Here is a 14,738-nt window from a genome sequence, read left to right as displayed (position 1 = left end):
CAGTCTAAATACACATACACTACTGAGATAAGGACAACGAAAAATCGGCGATTCAATCCACGAAAGAGACACTGACAGGCAGTTCGGCTACTGCTACCAGAACGAATCCATTCAATCGGTTCATCCGATCGTTCGCTACCTACCCGGCATCACCGACACTCACCGTATAAGTTTTATAAGGTTCCGAAATTGATGGATTTGGTGCTGAAGTCACACAGTCGGGGAATCAGAGCTTACAGCTCGAAAACCGTCTAGCATTTTCACTCGTAGGTCCGAGGGATAGCAGCACTTCCGTCAGTGAAAGCCGAGTCAAGAAAATTCGACGGAGGGATTGGCGATGCCTATCACTGATACTCGCTTTCGTGTCCACCATAGATTACTACCTTCTCCGGCTCTTTCCCACACCGGAGAAGCCACCTGATGAGGCTCGTTTTGTACTCTTCGTAGTCGACTAACTGCCTCTCATCGAGCTGTGTGCGGGTAGGTCGGTTCACGATCGGAATGTCGTCGCTCGTAGATTGCTTTTCTCCCATCCCTACCCTCGCTGTCGATTAGGGTAGGCTCGGACGTTCCATGAGCCTGATAGCTTTTGAAATCGCTGCACGACGGTGGAGTCGCTAGTCGAACCCGGACTATGAGCTGTGATCCGCATCTTTCGTTCACCGTATGCGGACCGAGAAAACTGCGAGACAGCTCTGCTGTCTCCATGCGCGGACCGGGATTTGAACCCGGGCCATGAGCTTGGAAGGCTCAGGTCCTACCACTAGACCATCCGCGCGCATTCTCGGATCTTCGCTCCACGTTTAAGGCTCTTCCTTTTCGCCGTGACCACCCATGAACGAGACCCTGCTGGCGGTCGAAGTCGCCGTCGTTCGTCGGAACTGTGGTCGCTCGAGCAGCCCTTTCTTTCGGCCGAGAGATATCAATCGAACGATCCTCACTCGAGGCGGGACCGAACGACCACGTGGCGGTCGTCAGTTGCTCGCTGTCGCCCCCGCTACCGTCGCGTAGCAGTTCCCGCTCGAGAGCTCCCACTCGCGGAGTTCGAGGTCACTGTCGATGAGATCGGCTTCGAACTCCTCGGGTGCATAGATGTGGTAGAACCGGTCGACCGTCTCGCCGCCGGGGAGAGTCCATTCGACAGTGGTATCGAAACCCGTGGTCTCGTCAAATCGGTCGTGGGCGGTCGACCACGCGCTGACGAGCGCGTAGCCGTCCGGTGAGAGCACCCGGGCGAGTTCGTCGAGGCTGGCTCGACGGGCCTCCCGCGTCGGCAAATGGTGGAGCGTCGCGACGTAAACCGCGAGCCCGACGCTGTCAGTCGTCAGCGGAAGCGAGACGGCATCCCCCTGTACCAGCTCGACTTCGAACCCGCGCTCGAGCGCTCGCTCGCGGCCCGTCTCGAGCAGTCCGCGACTGACGTCGAGCCCGACGACGGACTCGAGGTGAGCGGCGAGCAACTCGGCATGGCGACAGTTGCCGCAACCGAGATCTAATCCGATACCGGCGGCTGAGTCGAGCGCATGAGCCTCGATGAACGATTCGACTTCGGGCCAGGCGTACTCTCTAGTGGACGCAAAGTGCGTCGCAATCCGGTCGTAAGTGTCTCGAATACCGGCTCGACGCTCGCGTTCGTCCCGGTTACTGGGTCGCTCTCGGTCTCGGTTCTGATCCCTGGCCATCGACGGAGATGATCGGCAAACGCGCAAAAAACGTTCGCTACCCGTCGAGCGGCTCGTGACTACAGTCGGCGTGAAACGGTATGCAGAGCAGCTGTTTGTCGTCGATCGTAAGCCGAATTCGCGCACGACTTTGCCACGGGTTCGTTCTCACGGTAAAGAAATCGATCACGAGAGCTGAGGTGCCGGAACGCGACTCGAGGAATTCGAGGGGTTTATCTATTCCCGACGGAAACTGTGGAGTGCGCACGAGGGCTCGTAGATCAGAGGTAGATCACTCCCTTGGCATGGGAGAGGCCCCGGGTTCAAATCCCGGCGAGTCCACTCGAGTTTCTCCACCGTAGACAGGGTCGCGAGCTACTGATCTCCTTTCTCGAGCAGATAGAACGGTCCCGATATCGCCGCCGGTCGGAAGTGGCGATCGAACACGCTACCCCGCACGCGAGTACGGCTGATTCGTTTCCGGTTAGTTATCGAGGAGCGAGAGGATCCGCAACACGAGTTGGAGGATGTGGATGAAGACGCCCATTACGGCGATGTAGATGCCGATCGCGTTTCGGAGCGTGCTCGCGTACTTGTTTTCCTTGACGGCCCAGATCTCGTAGGTGAGGTCCGTGACGAACCCAAGGAAAAACAGAACCGACGCGAGGAGCACGAGCGTCGGGTTGACGAACACCCCAACGCCGCCTGCGACGAAGCCAGCGACGAACAACCCTCTCGAGTAGAGCTGCCAGCGGTCGAACGATCGATCGGTACGGTAGACGAGGACGACGACGCCGGCCGTGAGGAGTCCCGTCAGAACCGTAGTAATGGTAAGGGCTGGAACACGGAGCTCGGCCGGCGCGATCACGAGGATCGCAGAGCCCAACAGCGTATAACCAAACTGGATTAATGCGACACCAGCACCAGCGAGTGGCAGGGCATCCCCTTGGATGCCCTTGTTCGAGATCCAAAACCCGCCACCGATCGTGACGACGAATGTTCCGATTCCGATAAAGTAATTCGAGAACAGGAGGACGCCGAGATCCGCGAGCGGCGTGTAACTCCCCACTAGCATCAACAGGATGTTCACTGCAACGAGTGCGGTTGCGGTTCCGGCGACCTTCGGCACGTCGACTGCCGAGGCATACTGACTGGTTCGCGTACTATCGTGAACGGATGACATATTCGTACAGACAACTATAGAATCCTATAATAAATGTTGATATTGCACTTGTATTTGAACGACGGAGGAAGAGGAGAACGATGCCCGACATGGCAACACCGCTCGGTGGTGAGTGCGGAAATGGTGGAACTACTTCAGGAGACTCGAGCGACTCGGTTCGAGAGAGCCAAGAAGAACGTAGACGGACTCGAGTCGACTGCCCGCTCGAGAGGGAGAAAATCGTTCCGGAGCTCGACCGCTGCTTTCGGGGACGAGCGTCCGTCTACCGTCTGCGGGACGATCGTCAGAACAGGCCTTTGAGCAACACCAGTGCGACCCCAGAGAGGATGATGAAGCTGAGAAAGCTAGCGAAGATGATTCCCGCTTGTCGTCCGGTGAGCGACTCGCCATCGAGGAATTCGTCTGAAGGCATGATCGTTGCCTTCACAGTTCACTCGCTTAACTATGATGGTCTTCGTGTTCGAACCATCGCGACGGATAGATGCATCCGGGAGCTGATACGCCTGTTTCGGAACGGCGTTCGGTGCGATAGCAGTCGCTGTCCGAGTGTATCGGATCGCTCAAGAGACGTGCAGAGACAAGCTTACTGCGATCGGCGACTCAGTCCTCGCCAGAGTCCACCCCCGGTTCGTCGTCGGAATCGTCGACGAGTTCGAAGTCAGTCGAGCCACAAGCGCACCCGTCCTGACCGATGATTCGGATCTCGCCATCCGGCCACTGGCGCGCTGCATAGACGGAGCCACATGCAGTGCACGATGCGAGTACCCGCGTTACGTCGTCTTTGTGTGCCATCCCCAGCAGACAGATGGGAGAACTATGGAAAGAAGGTTTCCAATCTAACGATTTTCGCTGTGAAAACATATGGTATGCGTGATGGCGGGACGCAGCGGGTTACGCACTCACGGGGGACGATGTCTCCCCGCGTCTCGAGCGCCTCGAGTACCGCGTCGGGAACCGTCGCCTCCGGAGCGCTCGTGTCAGCGTACTCGAGGTCGTCGTCGCCGACGACCTCGAAGGCGCAATCGGCCCCTCGTAGTCGACCACGACTCGCGTGTTTTCGGCCGTAAGTTATCGGAATCGGGGTCCCTCCGCCGGCGGCTCGGATACATCTGCGTGGGGAGATGGCAGGGTGGGTCCTCGCTCCGCTGGCTGAACGGCGGGCCGAGACGGCCAACGGGAGGGCGACCGAAAGCCGATGACCGCCGCTACGCGGCAGGATACCGATGGATTACTCGTTGAGGTGGCCCCGGTAGCCTTTCGGCTCGAACCCGCGCCGGCAGATTACGCGTTTGCGGCCGACGGTGATCGCGCTGATCTGGTCTTCGTCTTCCATATGATCGATGACTTCCTCGAGGTGCTCTTTCGGCCAGCCGGTTTCCTCGCGGATGGTCGACTGGTCGACGCGGCCGCCGCGTTTGACGAGCATCCGAAGGATTTTGTCTTCGTCCGGCAGCTCGCGTTCGTCGACACCGTACTCGATCTCTTCGGCGTAGCTTAACGTTTCGTCCTCCGATTCCTCGTCCGGTTCCTCGGCCGCTGTCGTCGCGGATTCGTCCGATGGGGATTCGTCGGCCGAACTGCGCCAGAGAGACGAAATGCGGGTCCAGAGTGTGCTGAATACCATCTGTTGATCACGCTCCGTTGGGACTACCACAGCTTGAACGCCCACCTACCTTGATTTTATGTTCCATATGATACACATCCGGTTGGTCCGGTTACGTTGTACATATCGTGACGGCATCGCTGTCGAATAGCGACCGCCTTGCGGGTCGCAAGTCAGTTATCAGTTTGAGCGACCGACAGGCTCGCCGACCAACCCGAGCGGCGCCGAGCGGGAACACGTACCAGTTCACCGATACTGCCGGTAGCCGCCGCCTTCCCGGCTCGAGCGGTAGTTTAGACGTGGCGTGGCTCGACCGAGGCAGGGCCGAGGAACCGTCAGCGGTCGGCCGTCCCGACCGTCTCGGCGTAGGCGTCGGCGAGCGCATCGAGCGCCTCGTGGTGTTCCGTCGTGTGGGGCGCGGTCAGCGGCGAGACGCTGATCCGACCCTCGACGATGGCGCGGCGGTCGGTCCCTTCGGGGTCGGGGAGCGTGTCAGGATGCATGTCCTCCCAGACGCGGTCGTGGAGGGTGACGTGGGCACCGTCCCGTTCTGCGTCCATCTCGTAGCGCTTCGACGGGCGCGTGACCTCGATCGGCGCGGGTTCGTCCCCGGGCAGCGGCACGTTGACGTTGAGATAGGCCGCGTGATCGAAGACGCCCGCCTCGAGCGCGCGCTCGGCGAGATACGTCGTTGCGCGCGTCGCTTCGGCGTACTGGTCGGTCGTCACCGCCGTCTGGTCGAACGGGGTGTCCTCGGCGGGGACGTACAGCGAGGTCGCGATCGCCGGCACGTCGAAGAATGCGGCCTCGACGGCTGCACTGATCGTTCCCGAGCGCCCGAGGACGTACTCGCCGAGGTTCGCGCCCTTGTTACAGCCCGCGACGACGAGGTCGGGGAAGGGGCCGAGTTCGGCGAGGCCCGCGACGACGCAGTCGGCGGGCGTTCCGTGGACGGCGTAGCCGAGTTCGTGGTCGTCGACCTCGACTTCGTGAGAGAGCGAGCGGCCGCAGGCGCTCCGATCGCCGGCGGGTGCGACGACGGTCACGTTCGCGTGCTCGGAGAGGGCGTCGTACAGCGCCCGGATGCCAGTGCTGTCGATCCCGTCGTCGTTGGTCAGCAGGATCTCGAGGTCGTCGCTCATGTCACGCCGGTCGGCCGGCGGCGCGAAAAGACCACCGCTTCCGGCATCCCGTCAGGCGACTCGATCGACGATCGTCTCTTCGTCGACGACGAGGTTGTAGGCCTCCTCGTCGTCGTTCCAGAGCGCGAGGGCTCCCTCGAACGAACAGACGTCGCCGTAGTCGGCCTCGAGCAGCGGCCGGTTGAGCGCGGTCTCCGTCGTGACGACGGCGTAGTGGTCGACGGCCTCGCTGCCGTCGCTGATCTTGAATAGCGGATTCGTTCCGCCGTCACTGCGACCGCTGCGGCTGCCTCCGCTACTGCCATCGCTCCCGTCGTCTCCGCTCAGCGAGCGGCTGAGTTTCGCTGCAACGAGGTCGATCCGGTTCGTGACGTGGCGGTCCATCTCGGCCATCTTCGCCCACTCGCTGGTCTCGAGTGCCATCTCGATCCGCCGACGGCCGTCGAGTCGGAGCAGCGAGTAGGAGAACTGTACGTCGACGTTGACGAACTCGCCGGGCGCGTGTTTCTCGTCGTCCGCCGGCGCGGCCTCGTCGAGTCGGCGCTGGAATCCCGGCACGTCGAGGTCGGGACGCACGTCGAACGACCAACCGCGGTCCGACGGGGTTTCGTCGGGCCAGAGCCGGACCGCGGGGCCGTAGACGGTCACCTCGCCGCGTCGGTGAGCGGCCGGATCGTCGTCCTCGTCCGCCGCCTCGACCGGCAACGCGTCGCGGTCCCACAGCCGCTCGCCCTCGAGGTTCCGTTCGACCTCGCGGAGTTCGATGCTCGTATTCTTGTCCGCGGGCGCCATCGCGAGGAAGGTTCCCGCCGGCGCGAGCGTCTCGAGAAACGACCGCGCGACGGCGGCGGGGTCGTCGAGTTCGCTTAGCACGTTACAGGCGAGCACGAGGTCGAAGCCGTCGTCCGGCGCGGTGGGATCGAACCCGTCGCCCGGACCGTCCCCGTCAGCGCCGACGGCCGCGCTCGGATCGAACGCCTCCGCGGTCGTCCGGTGGACCGTCGGATGGACGTTCCGTCCCGTCGCCCCGAGCAGGTCCTCGAATACGTCCGCAGCCGCGCTCGGCTCGATCGCGTGGTACTCGAGCAGGGCGTCGTCTGAGAGGTAGTCACAGAGGCCGAGCGCGGGGCCGCCGACCCCCGCGCCGATATCGAGCACGCGGAGATTGCGACCGAGCAGTCCCCGATCCGCGAGATCGTCGAGCGCGTACTGGATCGCCGCGTAGTAGCCCGGCAGGTGGTAGATCGCGTAGCCCGCGGCCACGTCCTCGTCGTACTCGACCGGCCGACCCTCGAGGTAGTCGGCTTTGAACCGGCGGATCGTCGACCGGAGGAGATCGCCGGAGGCACCGCCCTCCCAGTTCGGCCCGTAACGATCGGCGAGCGCGTCCTCGAGCCGGCGTTCGTACGCCGCCGGGAACCGTTCGACGGGTCCCCGAAGCGGCCGTACCGGCTCGTCGCCGACGGGGACGAAGGTGCCGTCGTCGCGCTCGATCAGGCCGAGGAGGGCGGCGTCCTCGCGGAGATGCTGGCGGACCACCGCGGGGTGGGGGGAGCCCTCGACGTACTCACAGATCTCCTCGGGATCGATCGGCCGGACGTTGCGCAAATACTTCGCGTTCGAGCGGATCGCCTCGCGCTGATCGCTCACGCCGCATCACCGCCGGATTCGTCCCGGTCCGTCTCTCCGTCATCGGCATCGCGCTCATCGGCGTCGCTCCCGCCGTGCCAGTTCGCCGCCGCCTCCCGGTACAGCGCCTCGAGTTCCTCGGAATCGGCCGCGGCGATGTCGGCGGCGGCGTCGGCGACCGCGTCGGCGCCGTCGAACGTCGCCTGAATGTCGGCGTAAACTCGCGGCGTGCCGGCGGTCACCTGTCTCGCGAGGCGCCGTAGCTCCTCGTAGATCGGCGTCTCGAACCCGTCCGGAACCGATTCGGCCGCGAGCGCGAAGGAGAGCACCGCGGCGTGGGTCGCCGCCTGCACCGTCTCCATGGCCTCGTCGTGATCCGCGGCCGTCGTCTCGAGTAACTCGTTCCCGCGGGCCGCCAGCGACGCCAGGAGGTCGTCCGTCGCCGGACCCGACCGATCGCGGACGACGGCGATCGAACCGGGCGCGCGCTCGGGCGCGAAAAGGGGATGCAGGCTCACCCGCTCCAGGTCCGGAGCGTGGCGTTCCATGGCCTCGAGCGCGGGTTCCATCACGCCCGAGACGTCGACGATCGCCCGTTCGGCGCGATCGGCCTGCTCGGCGATCGCACCCGTGACGTGGGCCATCGGCACTGCGAGACAGACGACGTCGTACGTCCGCCCGCCCTCGAGGTCGGCGACCGAACCGTCCACTCGCTCGGCTGCGGCCGCCGCGGCGTCGCCGTCGACGTCGGCGAACGAGACTCGGGCGTCGATCGCGTCCCCGAACCACGTCCCCATCGACCCCGCGCCGACGATCAGTACGTCCATCGACCGCTCCTACCTGCCGACGTTGCAAAAGCCGTTCGATCGACCGGCTCCCGTGACTGTCGGCTCGCTCGAGGGATGCCGCGAAACGCGGTTGAGCCGCCCGAGTCGTACCACCGCCGCTCACGCTCGCCGTAGCCGAGAGGTGACATATCGTTTAGGTTCATATTTATATTAAATCAATATAGATACGATAGCCACGCTCGTTTACAGGGCGGCAGGGACGGGTCCAGAACGGAGCGACACAGCACGTATGCACGGAATCATCTTTACGGGGTTGAAGCATTTCGTCGTCGAGACGTACGATAAGGGGACGTGGAACCAGATCCGGGAAAAAGCCGGCGTAGGCGGGGTCCATTACACGCCCGTCTCCGCGTACCCGGACGAAGACCTCGTCGCGCTCGTCGAAGCGGCCGTCGAGCTATCGGGCATCGAACAGTCGGAACTCCTCAGGACGTTCGGTCGTTACGTCGTCCCGACGCTCGTCGATATGTACGGCGTGTACATCGAGGACGACTGGGACGCGCTCGAGCTCGTCGAGAACGTCGAGGGGACGATCCATCAGGCGCTTCGAAACAGCGACACGCTCGAGTACGAACCACCCGCGATCTCCGCGATCCGGCTCGACCAGGGCGTCGTCGTCGTCACGTACGGCTCACGACGGGGTCTGTGTCAGGTCGCGATGGGACTGTTAGAAGGAATCGGCGACCACTACGACCAGCGGCTCGAGGTCTACGAACGTCGCTGTCGTCACGACGGCGCGTCGCAGTGTGAGCTCGTCGCCGTCGGCGGCACGACGCCGCGTCGGCGAGCCGAGCGGGTGATCGAATGGGAGTTCGAATCGACGACGTAGGGCGATCCGCCGCTCGTTTCTCGACGACGGCCCTCCGCTGTTTGGGCCGGACTACTTGGGGCCTCGAGACCACCTCCGACTATGACGCGAATCGGAATCGTCGGTGCGGGAGCGGCCGCCGCGGCCGCAGCCCACGTGCTCGAGGAGGCGCCGGTCGAGACGGATATCACGGTGTTCGAGAAATCCCGCGGCCTCTGCGGGCGAGCCGCGACGAGGCGGCGCGACGACGCCGTCTACGACTACGGCGCGAACTACATCAAGTCCGACGACGAGGGGGTCGTCGACCTGCTCACGGAAACGCTGGACACCGAGGGGCTCGTCGAGATCGCCGACCCGGTCTGGACGTTCGACGCGGCGGGAGAGATCACCGAAGGGGACGGTCGCGACGACCACAAGTGGACCTACCGGCAGGGGCTGACGCAGGTGGCGAAGCGGCTGTTCGCCCGGACGGGCGCGACCATCCACCGCGAGACGCGGGTAGAGACGCTGCTTCGGGAAGACGACGGCGATAGCGGAACGTGGCGGCTCGAGGACGCCGACGGTCAGCGGTGGGGCCCCTTCGACGCGCTGCTCCTGAATCCGCCTGCACCCCAGACCGCCGAACTAGTTCGGTCGGCCGACTGGGAGGTCGATATTCGCCAGTCGCTGGCCGACGCCGCCGAGGCAGTCCCCTACCGGACGATCTGGACCGGGGTCTTCCACTACCCGTTCGAACTCGAGCGGCCCTACTACGCGCTCGTCAACAGCGACAAGGACCACGAAGTCGGTTGGGTCAGCCGCGAGGAGTGCAAGCCCGGTCACGTCCCCGACGGCGAATCGCTGCTGATCGTCCAGGCGAATCCGGAGTGGTCGGTCGACCGCTACGACGAGCCGGCCGAGGGCAATCTCGAGCGGCTCGCCGAACTGACCGCCGATCTGCTCGACGACGACCGCCTGCGCGAGCCCGACTGGACCGACCATCAGGGCTGGCGGTACGCGCTGCCGGACGAGGGTGTGGACCTCGAACCCCTCGAGCGCGCCGAGCGCGAGGACCTGTACTGTCTCGGTGACTGGGTCGCCGGCGAGGGACGGCTGCACGCGGCGCTGCGCAACGGGCTCGAGATCGGTTCGCGGGTCGCCGACAGGTAGTGGAACCTACAGCGCCGAGGTAACCTCGTCTAACACGTCGGTATCGACGAAGACGACCACGTGATCACCGCCCTCGACCACGGTGTCGCCCCGCGGCGTGATCAACGTCTCGTCGCGAGTGATCGCGCCGATGACGACCCCGTTCGGCAGCCGACCCATCGTGTCCCCGATCCGGTTCTCGAACAGCAGGCTGTCGCGGTCGATCTCGATCTCGAGGACCTCCGCGCGATCGGACTCGAGCATGGCGACGTTCTCGGTCTCCCGTTCGCGCGTGAAGCGGGTGATCTCCTCGGCGGTCACGAGTCGCGGGTTGACCGCCACGTCGATCCCGACCGTCTCGAAGAGGTCGACGTACTCGCCGGCCTCCACGACGCCGATGGTGCGCTCGACGCCGATCCGTTTGGCGAGCAGAGAGACGAGCAGGTTCTTTTCGTCGCTCTCGAGGGCGGCGACGACGAGATCGGACTCGTCGACGTGCTCTCGGACGAGGAAGTCGATGTCCGTCGCATCGCTCTGCAGGACCAGCGTCCCCGGTAGCTCCTCGGCCAACTGCCGAGCTCGCCGGGGGTCGCGCTCGACGAGTCGCGGGTCGATCCCCTCCGCCTCGAAGGTCCGAGCGGTCTGGTAGCCGATCTCGCCGCCGCCGACGATGACGATTTCGTCGACGTCATCGAGCGACGGGTCGGGGGTCAGCGACCCTGCAAACGCGCGGACGCTCTCTCCGGAGCCGATGACGACGACGGCGTCGTCCTCCTCGATGACCGTGTCGCCGGTCGGGACGACGACGTCGTCGTCCCGCAGGAGGGCGGCGAAGGTGAGCGACTCGTAGCGGTCGGCCTCCGAGACGGTCTCGCCGGCGATGGGGCTCTCCGGGCCCACCTCGAACTCGGCCATGTGAACGAGCCCGGCGGCGAACGTCTCGACGTCGTGTGCGCCCGGCAGGCCGGCGATACGGACGATCGTCTCCGCGGTCTGGAGGTTCGTACAGACCATGAAATCGACGCCGAACGCGCCCGCCGAGTGCTCCCAGGTCCGCAGGAGGTTCGTCTTCTTGACCCGGGCGATCGTAAACGGCGAGCCGACGGCCTTCGCCGCCCCGCAGACGACGATGTTCGTCTCGTCGATATCGGTGCTCGCGATAACGAGATCCGCGCGCTCGATGCCGGCCTCCTCGAGCGTCTCGATCGACGTGCCGTCGCCCTCGAGGGCCAGCACGTCGTGGGAGTAGGTGATCGAGTCGATCTTGTCGGGGTTCGTGTCGACGACGACCACGTCGTGTTCGTCGGCGAGGCTCTCGGCGATGTTCGAGCCGACCTGTCCCGCGCCGACGACGATTACGCGCATTCGCGTCTCACCCGCCGCCACTGTGGCCGCGAGTCGATACGGACGGCACTCATGTCAGGTGTGTTTCCCCCGACGGGTAAGTGGGTTGGGCCTGCTGAGTCCACAGCGCTCCCGATACTGAGCTGGGTGCACCCGCCGCTGCCAGTACCGGGCTCGGTGCACCCGCCGCTGCCAGTACCGGACTCGGTGCACCCGCCGCTGCCAGTACCGGACTCGGTGCACCCGCCGCTGCCAGTACCGGACTCGGTGCACCTGCCGCTGCCGATCCCGTTGACGGTTTCGACCGGACGTTCTCTCGAGACCGACACAGGTAGTAACTTGTATATGAAGTGTGTGATTAGAAATCTGTATGCTACCTGCCTTCGTCCCCGGTGGCATGGGCCCACCCGATTTGCTCGTACTCGTCGTGGTGCTCCTGTCTTTCCTCGCGGTTCCGATCGTCATCATCGTCGCCATCTGGAAGTACGTCATTCGCCACAGCAGAGACGGACAGCGGATGGCAGCGCTCGAGCAGCGAATCGAGGAACTCGAAAACGAGGAGCAGTAGCAACTGCTTTCGGCGTCACGAACCGCTGCGTCACCCGACTACGGCATCTCGTGGATCGTCAACTCGACGTCGCGCCGGCGACCTTCGATGTCGGCGACCAGCCGCTCGACGACGGTTTCGGCCTCGTCGAGCAGTTTGGGCTCGACCTTCCGGACGACCCAGTCCAGCGAGACGAACCGCGGCAGCGAGATCGCGTTCTCGTCGGCCGAGTGGGGGTCGTAAACGGCCTCGAAGTAGATCCGACTCGCCGTCTCCGCGTCCGCTGGCGCGGAGTCGGGTTCGGGTTCGACGCGCCACTCGCCGCGGGCGTCGATATCGTTGACCAGCCGCCACCGAAGAGACTCCGGCGCGGAAATCTCGGTGACTTTCGAGCGAGCCGTATAGGCCAGCTTCCACCACGCCAGTCGAAGGTCGTAAACGGAGCCGACGCCGCCGTCGCCGTTGATTCGGACCTCCTTCAGATGGTCGGTGTACCGTGGATAGTCGGCGAACGACCGCACGTACGGAAAGACCTCCTCGGGTGAGCGATGGGCGAGCGTGCTGAGGAGAATTCTGTCCACACACGCTGTACGGCAGGTTCGAACGTAAGGATTACCCTTCGACCGGTCGAAATCGGCTCGGGTTACACGAGCGAGTCCGGCTCTCGCGCGGCGACGCCGCCATCAGTCACTCGGCGTCGCACGCGACCGCTCACCGTCGGCGTCGTCCCGCACCGCGTCGATACGGTACCCGATCGGTGGATGGTGGGTCGCGAGACTGTAGAGCAGTCCCGCCTCGCGCCGGGTGTCGTTCGCGTCCGCGAGCGTCTCGAGCGCGGCGACGATCGCCTCGCGACCGGCTTCGCGGGCCGCGTAGGCGTCGGCGCGAAACTCCTGCCAGCGCGCGAGGCCGCCGAGGAAGCCGACGTGATACACCGCGTATAGCGTCACGAAGGGCAGGAAGAAGCCGAGGAAGCCGAACCGTTCCTCGAGCCCGCCCATGCCGAACTGCTGGACGCCGACGATCCAGCCGCCGAAGACGGCGACGGTGAGGAGACCGCGCTGCCAGAGGTGTCGGCCGGCGACGTGACCGAACTCGTGGGCGACGATCGCGCGCAGTTCGTCGTCGTCGCACTCGGAGAGCAGGTAATCCGTGAGGAAGACGTACCGAAAGCCGGGGACGGTGCCCGCGACGAGCGCGTTCGCGGTCTTGGTGGACTCGCCCTCGAGCAGGAAGAGGCCGCGCGGCCTGTAGCCGAGGTCCGCACAGAGGCGTTCGACGCGCTCGCGGCGCTCCCCCTCGAGCGGGACGCGGTCCTGCGCGATCAGGACGAGGTACGGCGAGAGGCCGAAGGAGACGAAGACGATCAGTCCGAGGGCACCGACGAGCACGGGCAGCGACGAGCCGACGACGGACGTGATCGCGAAGAAGCCGACGAGGGCGACTGCCACCGAGATCGCACTGGCCGCCATCACGAGGACGACCCCCTTCGCGACGTTCCACATCGAGGCCGACGTGTCGCGGAGCGACCGCACCGTCGGATACGTACCGAGCGCCATCGAGACCAGCGGGAGCGCGGCGATTCCGAACGTGACGACGATGATCGCGCCGAACTCGAGGACGGCGAGGCCGAACAGTTCGGGACCGGCCGTGCCGACGAGCGCCGTCGTTCGATCCATCAGATCCAGCGCGTAGAGGCCGATGATGCCGGCGATCGGTAGGGTGAATCCGCCGACCTGTTGGACGCGGTTCAACCGATGGATCCGGTCCTCGACGGGCGCGTCCATCGACTCGACGCGGCGGGCGTAGGCGCGGAAGCCCAGGAACGGACCGACCGCGAGCGCGACGACGAGTGCGAGAGCCGCCAGCATTACTCGAACGTTTACCACCGCGGATCAAAATGCTGTCGGTAGTGCTACACGAACGCGGCGATCGCCGTCTCGTGGGCCACAATCGGCGTCGGAGACGGCAACCTTCTATACTCGAGCGGGCCAACCGGGGACCATGCGAGACGTCTGCATCGTCGGCGGAGGCGTCGCCGGCCTCGCCGCGTCGATCTTCACCGCCCGCGCGGGACTGGACACCCTCGTCGTCGACGGGGGAAAGTCGATCCTCGCGCGCAACGCCAGCCTCGAGAACTACCCCGGCTTCCCCGACGGGGTCGACGCCCGCCGGTACCTGCAGTTGAGTCGCGAACAGGCCGGCAACGCGGGCGCTGAGTTCGAACTCGGGCGCGTGACCCGCGCCGAACCGATCGCCGAAGGGGAACTCGAGGCCGGATTCGTCCTCGAGACGGAAGGCGACGAACCCGTCCGGGCGCGGCGGGTGATCGCGGCCTCGTGGCCCAATAGCGACTACCTCGAGCCGCTGGACGTCGGCCGGATGCAGCGGGGCAACAAACACTTCGTGAACGTCGACGAGGGCGGTCGGACGGCCGTCGACGGCGTCTACGCCGCGGGTCGGATCGCGGACGAGCCCCACCAGACGGTCGTCGCGGCGGGCCACGGCGCGAAGGTCGCCCTCGCGGTCGTCTACGACGCCGACGTCGCATTCTATCAGGACTGGGTCGTCCCCGAGGGCTACTTCACCGGCCGCGACCGCGACGTGCCGCCGGGCTGCGAAGAGATCGACGACGCGGAACGCCGCGAACGCGACGAGCGAGCCAGGGAGACGATCCGCGAAGCCTTCGCCGAGCCCCTCGACGAGGAACCGACGATGCACCCGAGCGTCGAGGAGGAGTAAACGACACACGTGCGGTGCCGGACCGACGTCGATTCGCACTCGCTGCACTGCCCCCGGTGAATTAACACGGCCCGCGTCGAAGCCCGTCCCGACGATTTCTACG

16 protein-coding genes and 2 tRNA genes are annotated in these 14,738 nt (G+C 64.9%); 5 read left to right on the top strand and 13 right to left on the bottom strand.

Annotated elements, in window-relative coordinates:
- Positions 1-344: 344 nt before the first annotated feature.
- The 3 genes from NDO75_RS03240 to NDO75_RS03230 all read right to left on the bottom strand — a co-directional run bounded on the left by NDO75_RS03240 (position 345) and on the right by NDO75_RS03230 (position 1,682).
- Complete coding sequence (locus tag NDO75_RS03240) at positions 345-533, bottom strand: hypothetical protein (RefSeq protein WP_310904663.1); 189 nt, start codon at positions 531-533, stop codon at positions 345-347.
- A gap of 174 nt (positions 534-707) precedes the next feature.
- Positions 708-778, bottom strand: a tRNA-Gly gene (locus NDO75_RS03235).
- A 196-nt stretch (positions 779-974) separates the two neighbouring features.
- Positions 975-1,682, bottom strand: coding sequence for a class I SAM-dependent methyltransferase (locus tag NDO75_RS03230; protein WP_310904662.1), 708 nt, complete (start codon positions 1,680-1,682; stop codon positions 975-977).
- A gap of 249 nt (positions 1,683-1,931) precedes the next feature.
- Between NDO75_RS03230 and NDO75_RS03225 the strand changes: the two genes are divergently transcribed.
- Positions 1,932-2,003: transfer RNA gene (locus NDO75_RS03225), tRNA-Ala, on the top strand.
- A 142-nt stretch (positions 2,004-2,145) separates the two neighbouring features.
- Here NDO75_RS03225 and NDO75_RS03220 read toward each other — a convergent pair.
- From NDO75_RS03220 to NDO75_RS03190, 7 genes are all read right to left on the bottom strand, one after another.
- A complete protein-coding gene (locus NDO75_RS03220) occupies positions 2,146-2,844 on the bottom strand; it encodes a hypothetical protein (RefSeq protein ID WP_310904661.1) in 699 nt (232 codons plus the stop codon).
- Between the two features lie 283 nt (positions 2,845-3,127).
- A complete protein-coding gene (locus NDO75_RS03215) occupies positions 3,128-3,256 on the bottom strand; it encodes a hypothetical protein (protein WP_256527488.1) in 129 nt (42 codons plus the stop codon).
- Positions 3,257-3,444: 188 nt separating this feature from the next.
- A complete protein-coding gene (locus NDO75_RS03210) occupies positions 3,445-3,636 on the bottom strand; it encodes a hypothetical protein (RefSeq protein WP_310904660.1) in 192 nt (63 codons plus the stop codon).
- 436 nt (positions 3,637-4,072) lie between these two features.
- A complete protein-coding gene (locus NDO75_RS03205) occupies positions 4,073-4,468 on the bottom strand; it encodes a hypothetical protein (protein WP_310904659.1) in 396 nt (131 codons plus the stop codon).
- A 314-nt stretch (positions 4,469-4,782) separates the two neighbouring features.
- The gene (gene surE, locus NDO75_RS03200; RefSeq protein WP_310904658.1) at positions 4,783-5,589 is read right to left on the bottom strand and encodes a 5'/3'-nucleotidase SurE; all 807 of its coding nucleotides are present in this window, start codon (positions 5,587-5,589) and stop codon (positions 4,783-4,785) included.
- A gap of 51 nt (positions 5,590-5,640) precedes the next feature.
- Entirely contained in the window at positions 5,641-7,239 is a 1,599-nt protein-coding gene (locus tag NDO75_RS03195; RefSeq protein WP_310904657.1) for a class I SAM-dependent methyltransferase, read from the bottom strand.
- Entirely contained in the window at positions 7,236-8,045 is an 810-nt protein-coding gene (locus NDO75_RS03190; RefSeq protein WP_310904656.1) for a prephenate dehydrogenase/arogenate dehydrogenase family protein, read from the bottom strand. Before NDO75_RS03190 ends, NDO75_RS03195 begins: the two co-directional genes overlap by 4 nt.
- A gap of 250 nt (positions 8,046-8,295) precedes the next feature.
- On the opposite strand from NDO75_RS03190, the gene NDO75_RS03185 reads away from it, so the two are divergent.
- Positions 8,296-8,895: a heme NO-binding domain-containing protein gene (locus NDO75_RS03185; RefSeq protein WP_310904655.1), complete on the top strand. Its 600-nt coding sequence runs from the start codon at positions 8,296-8,298 to the stop codon at positions 8,893-8,895.
- An 81-nt stretch (positions 8,896-8,976) separates the two neighbouring features.
- A complete protein-coding gene (locus NDO75_RS03180; protein ID WP_310904654.1) occupies positions 8,977-10,023 on the top strand; it encodes an NAD(P)-binding protein in 1,047 nt (348 codons plus the stop codon).
- Positions 10,024-10,029: 6 nt separating this feature from the next.
- On the opposite strand, the gene trkA is transcribed toward NDO75_RS03180, so the two are convergent.
- Entirely contained in the window at positions 10,030-11,367 is a 1,338-nt protein-coding gene (gene trkA, locus NDO75_RS03175) for a Trk system potassium transporter TrkA (protein WP_310904653.1), read from the bottom strand.
- A gap of 349 nt (positions 11,368-11,716) precedes the next feature.
- Between trkA and NDO75_RS03170 the strand changes: the two genes are divergently transcribed.
- The gene (locus NDO75_RS03170) at positions 11,717-11,914 is read left to right on the top strand and encodes a hypothetical protein (RefSeq protein WP_310904652.1); all 198 of its coding nucleotides are present in this window, start codon (positions 11,717-11,719) and stop codon (positions 11,912-11,914) included.
- A gap of 38 nt (positions 11,915-11,952) precedes the next feature.
- Here the strand turns inward: NDO75_RS03170 and NDO75_RS03165 are convergent, their stop codons facing one another.
- Together NDO75_RS03165 and NDO75_RS03160 are read right to left on the bottom strand one after the other, a co-directional pair.
- Positions 11,953-12,474 carry an SRPBCC family protein gene (locus tag NDO75_RS03165; protein ID WP_310904651.1) on the bottom strand — a complete coding sequence of 174 codons (522 nt, stop codon included), beginning with the start codon at positions 12,472-12,474 and terminating at the stop codon, positions 11,953-11,955.
- A 102-nt stretch (positions 12,475-12,576) separates the two neighbouring features.
- The gene (locus tag NDO75_RS03160; protein WP_310904650.1) at positions 12,577-13,764 is read right to left on the bottom strand and encodes a M48 family metalloprotease; all 1,188 of its coding nucleotides are present in this window, start codon (positions 13,762-13,764) and stop codon (positions 12,577-12,579) included.
- A 133-nt stretch (positions 13,765-13,897) separates the two neighbouring features.
- Here NDO75_RS03160 and NDO75_RS03155 point away from each other — a divergent pair, with 133 nt between their 5' ends.
- Entirely contained in the window at positions 13,898-14,635 is a 738-nt protein-coding gene (locus NDO75_RS03155; RefSeq protein ID WP_310904649.1) for an FAD-binding protein, read from the top strand.
- The last annotated feature ends 103 nt before the right edge of the window (positions 14,636-14,738 follow it).

It is taken from the genome of Natrinema sp. 1APR25-10V2 (assembly GCF_031626495.1).
Taxonomy (GTDB): Archaea; Halobacteriota; Halobacteria; order Halobacteriales; family Natrialbaceae; genus Natrinema.
Note: the sequence above shows the minus strand (reverse complement) of the source record. Positions and strands in the feature narration are given on the sequence as shown.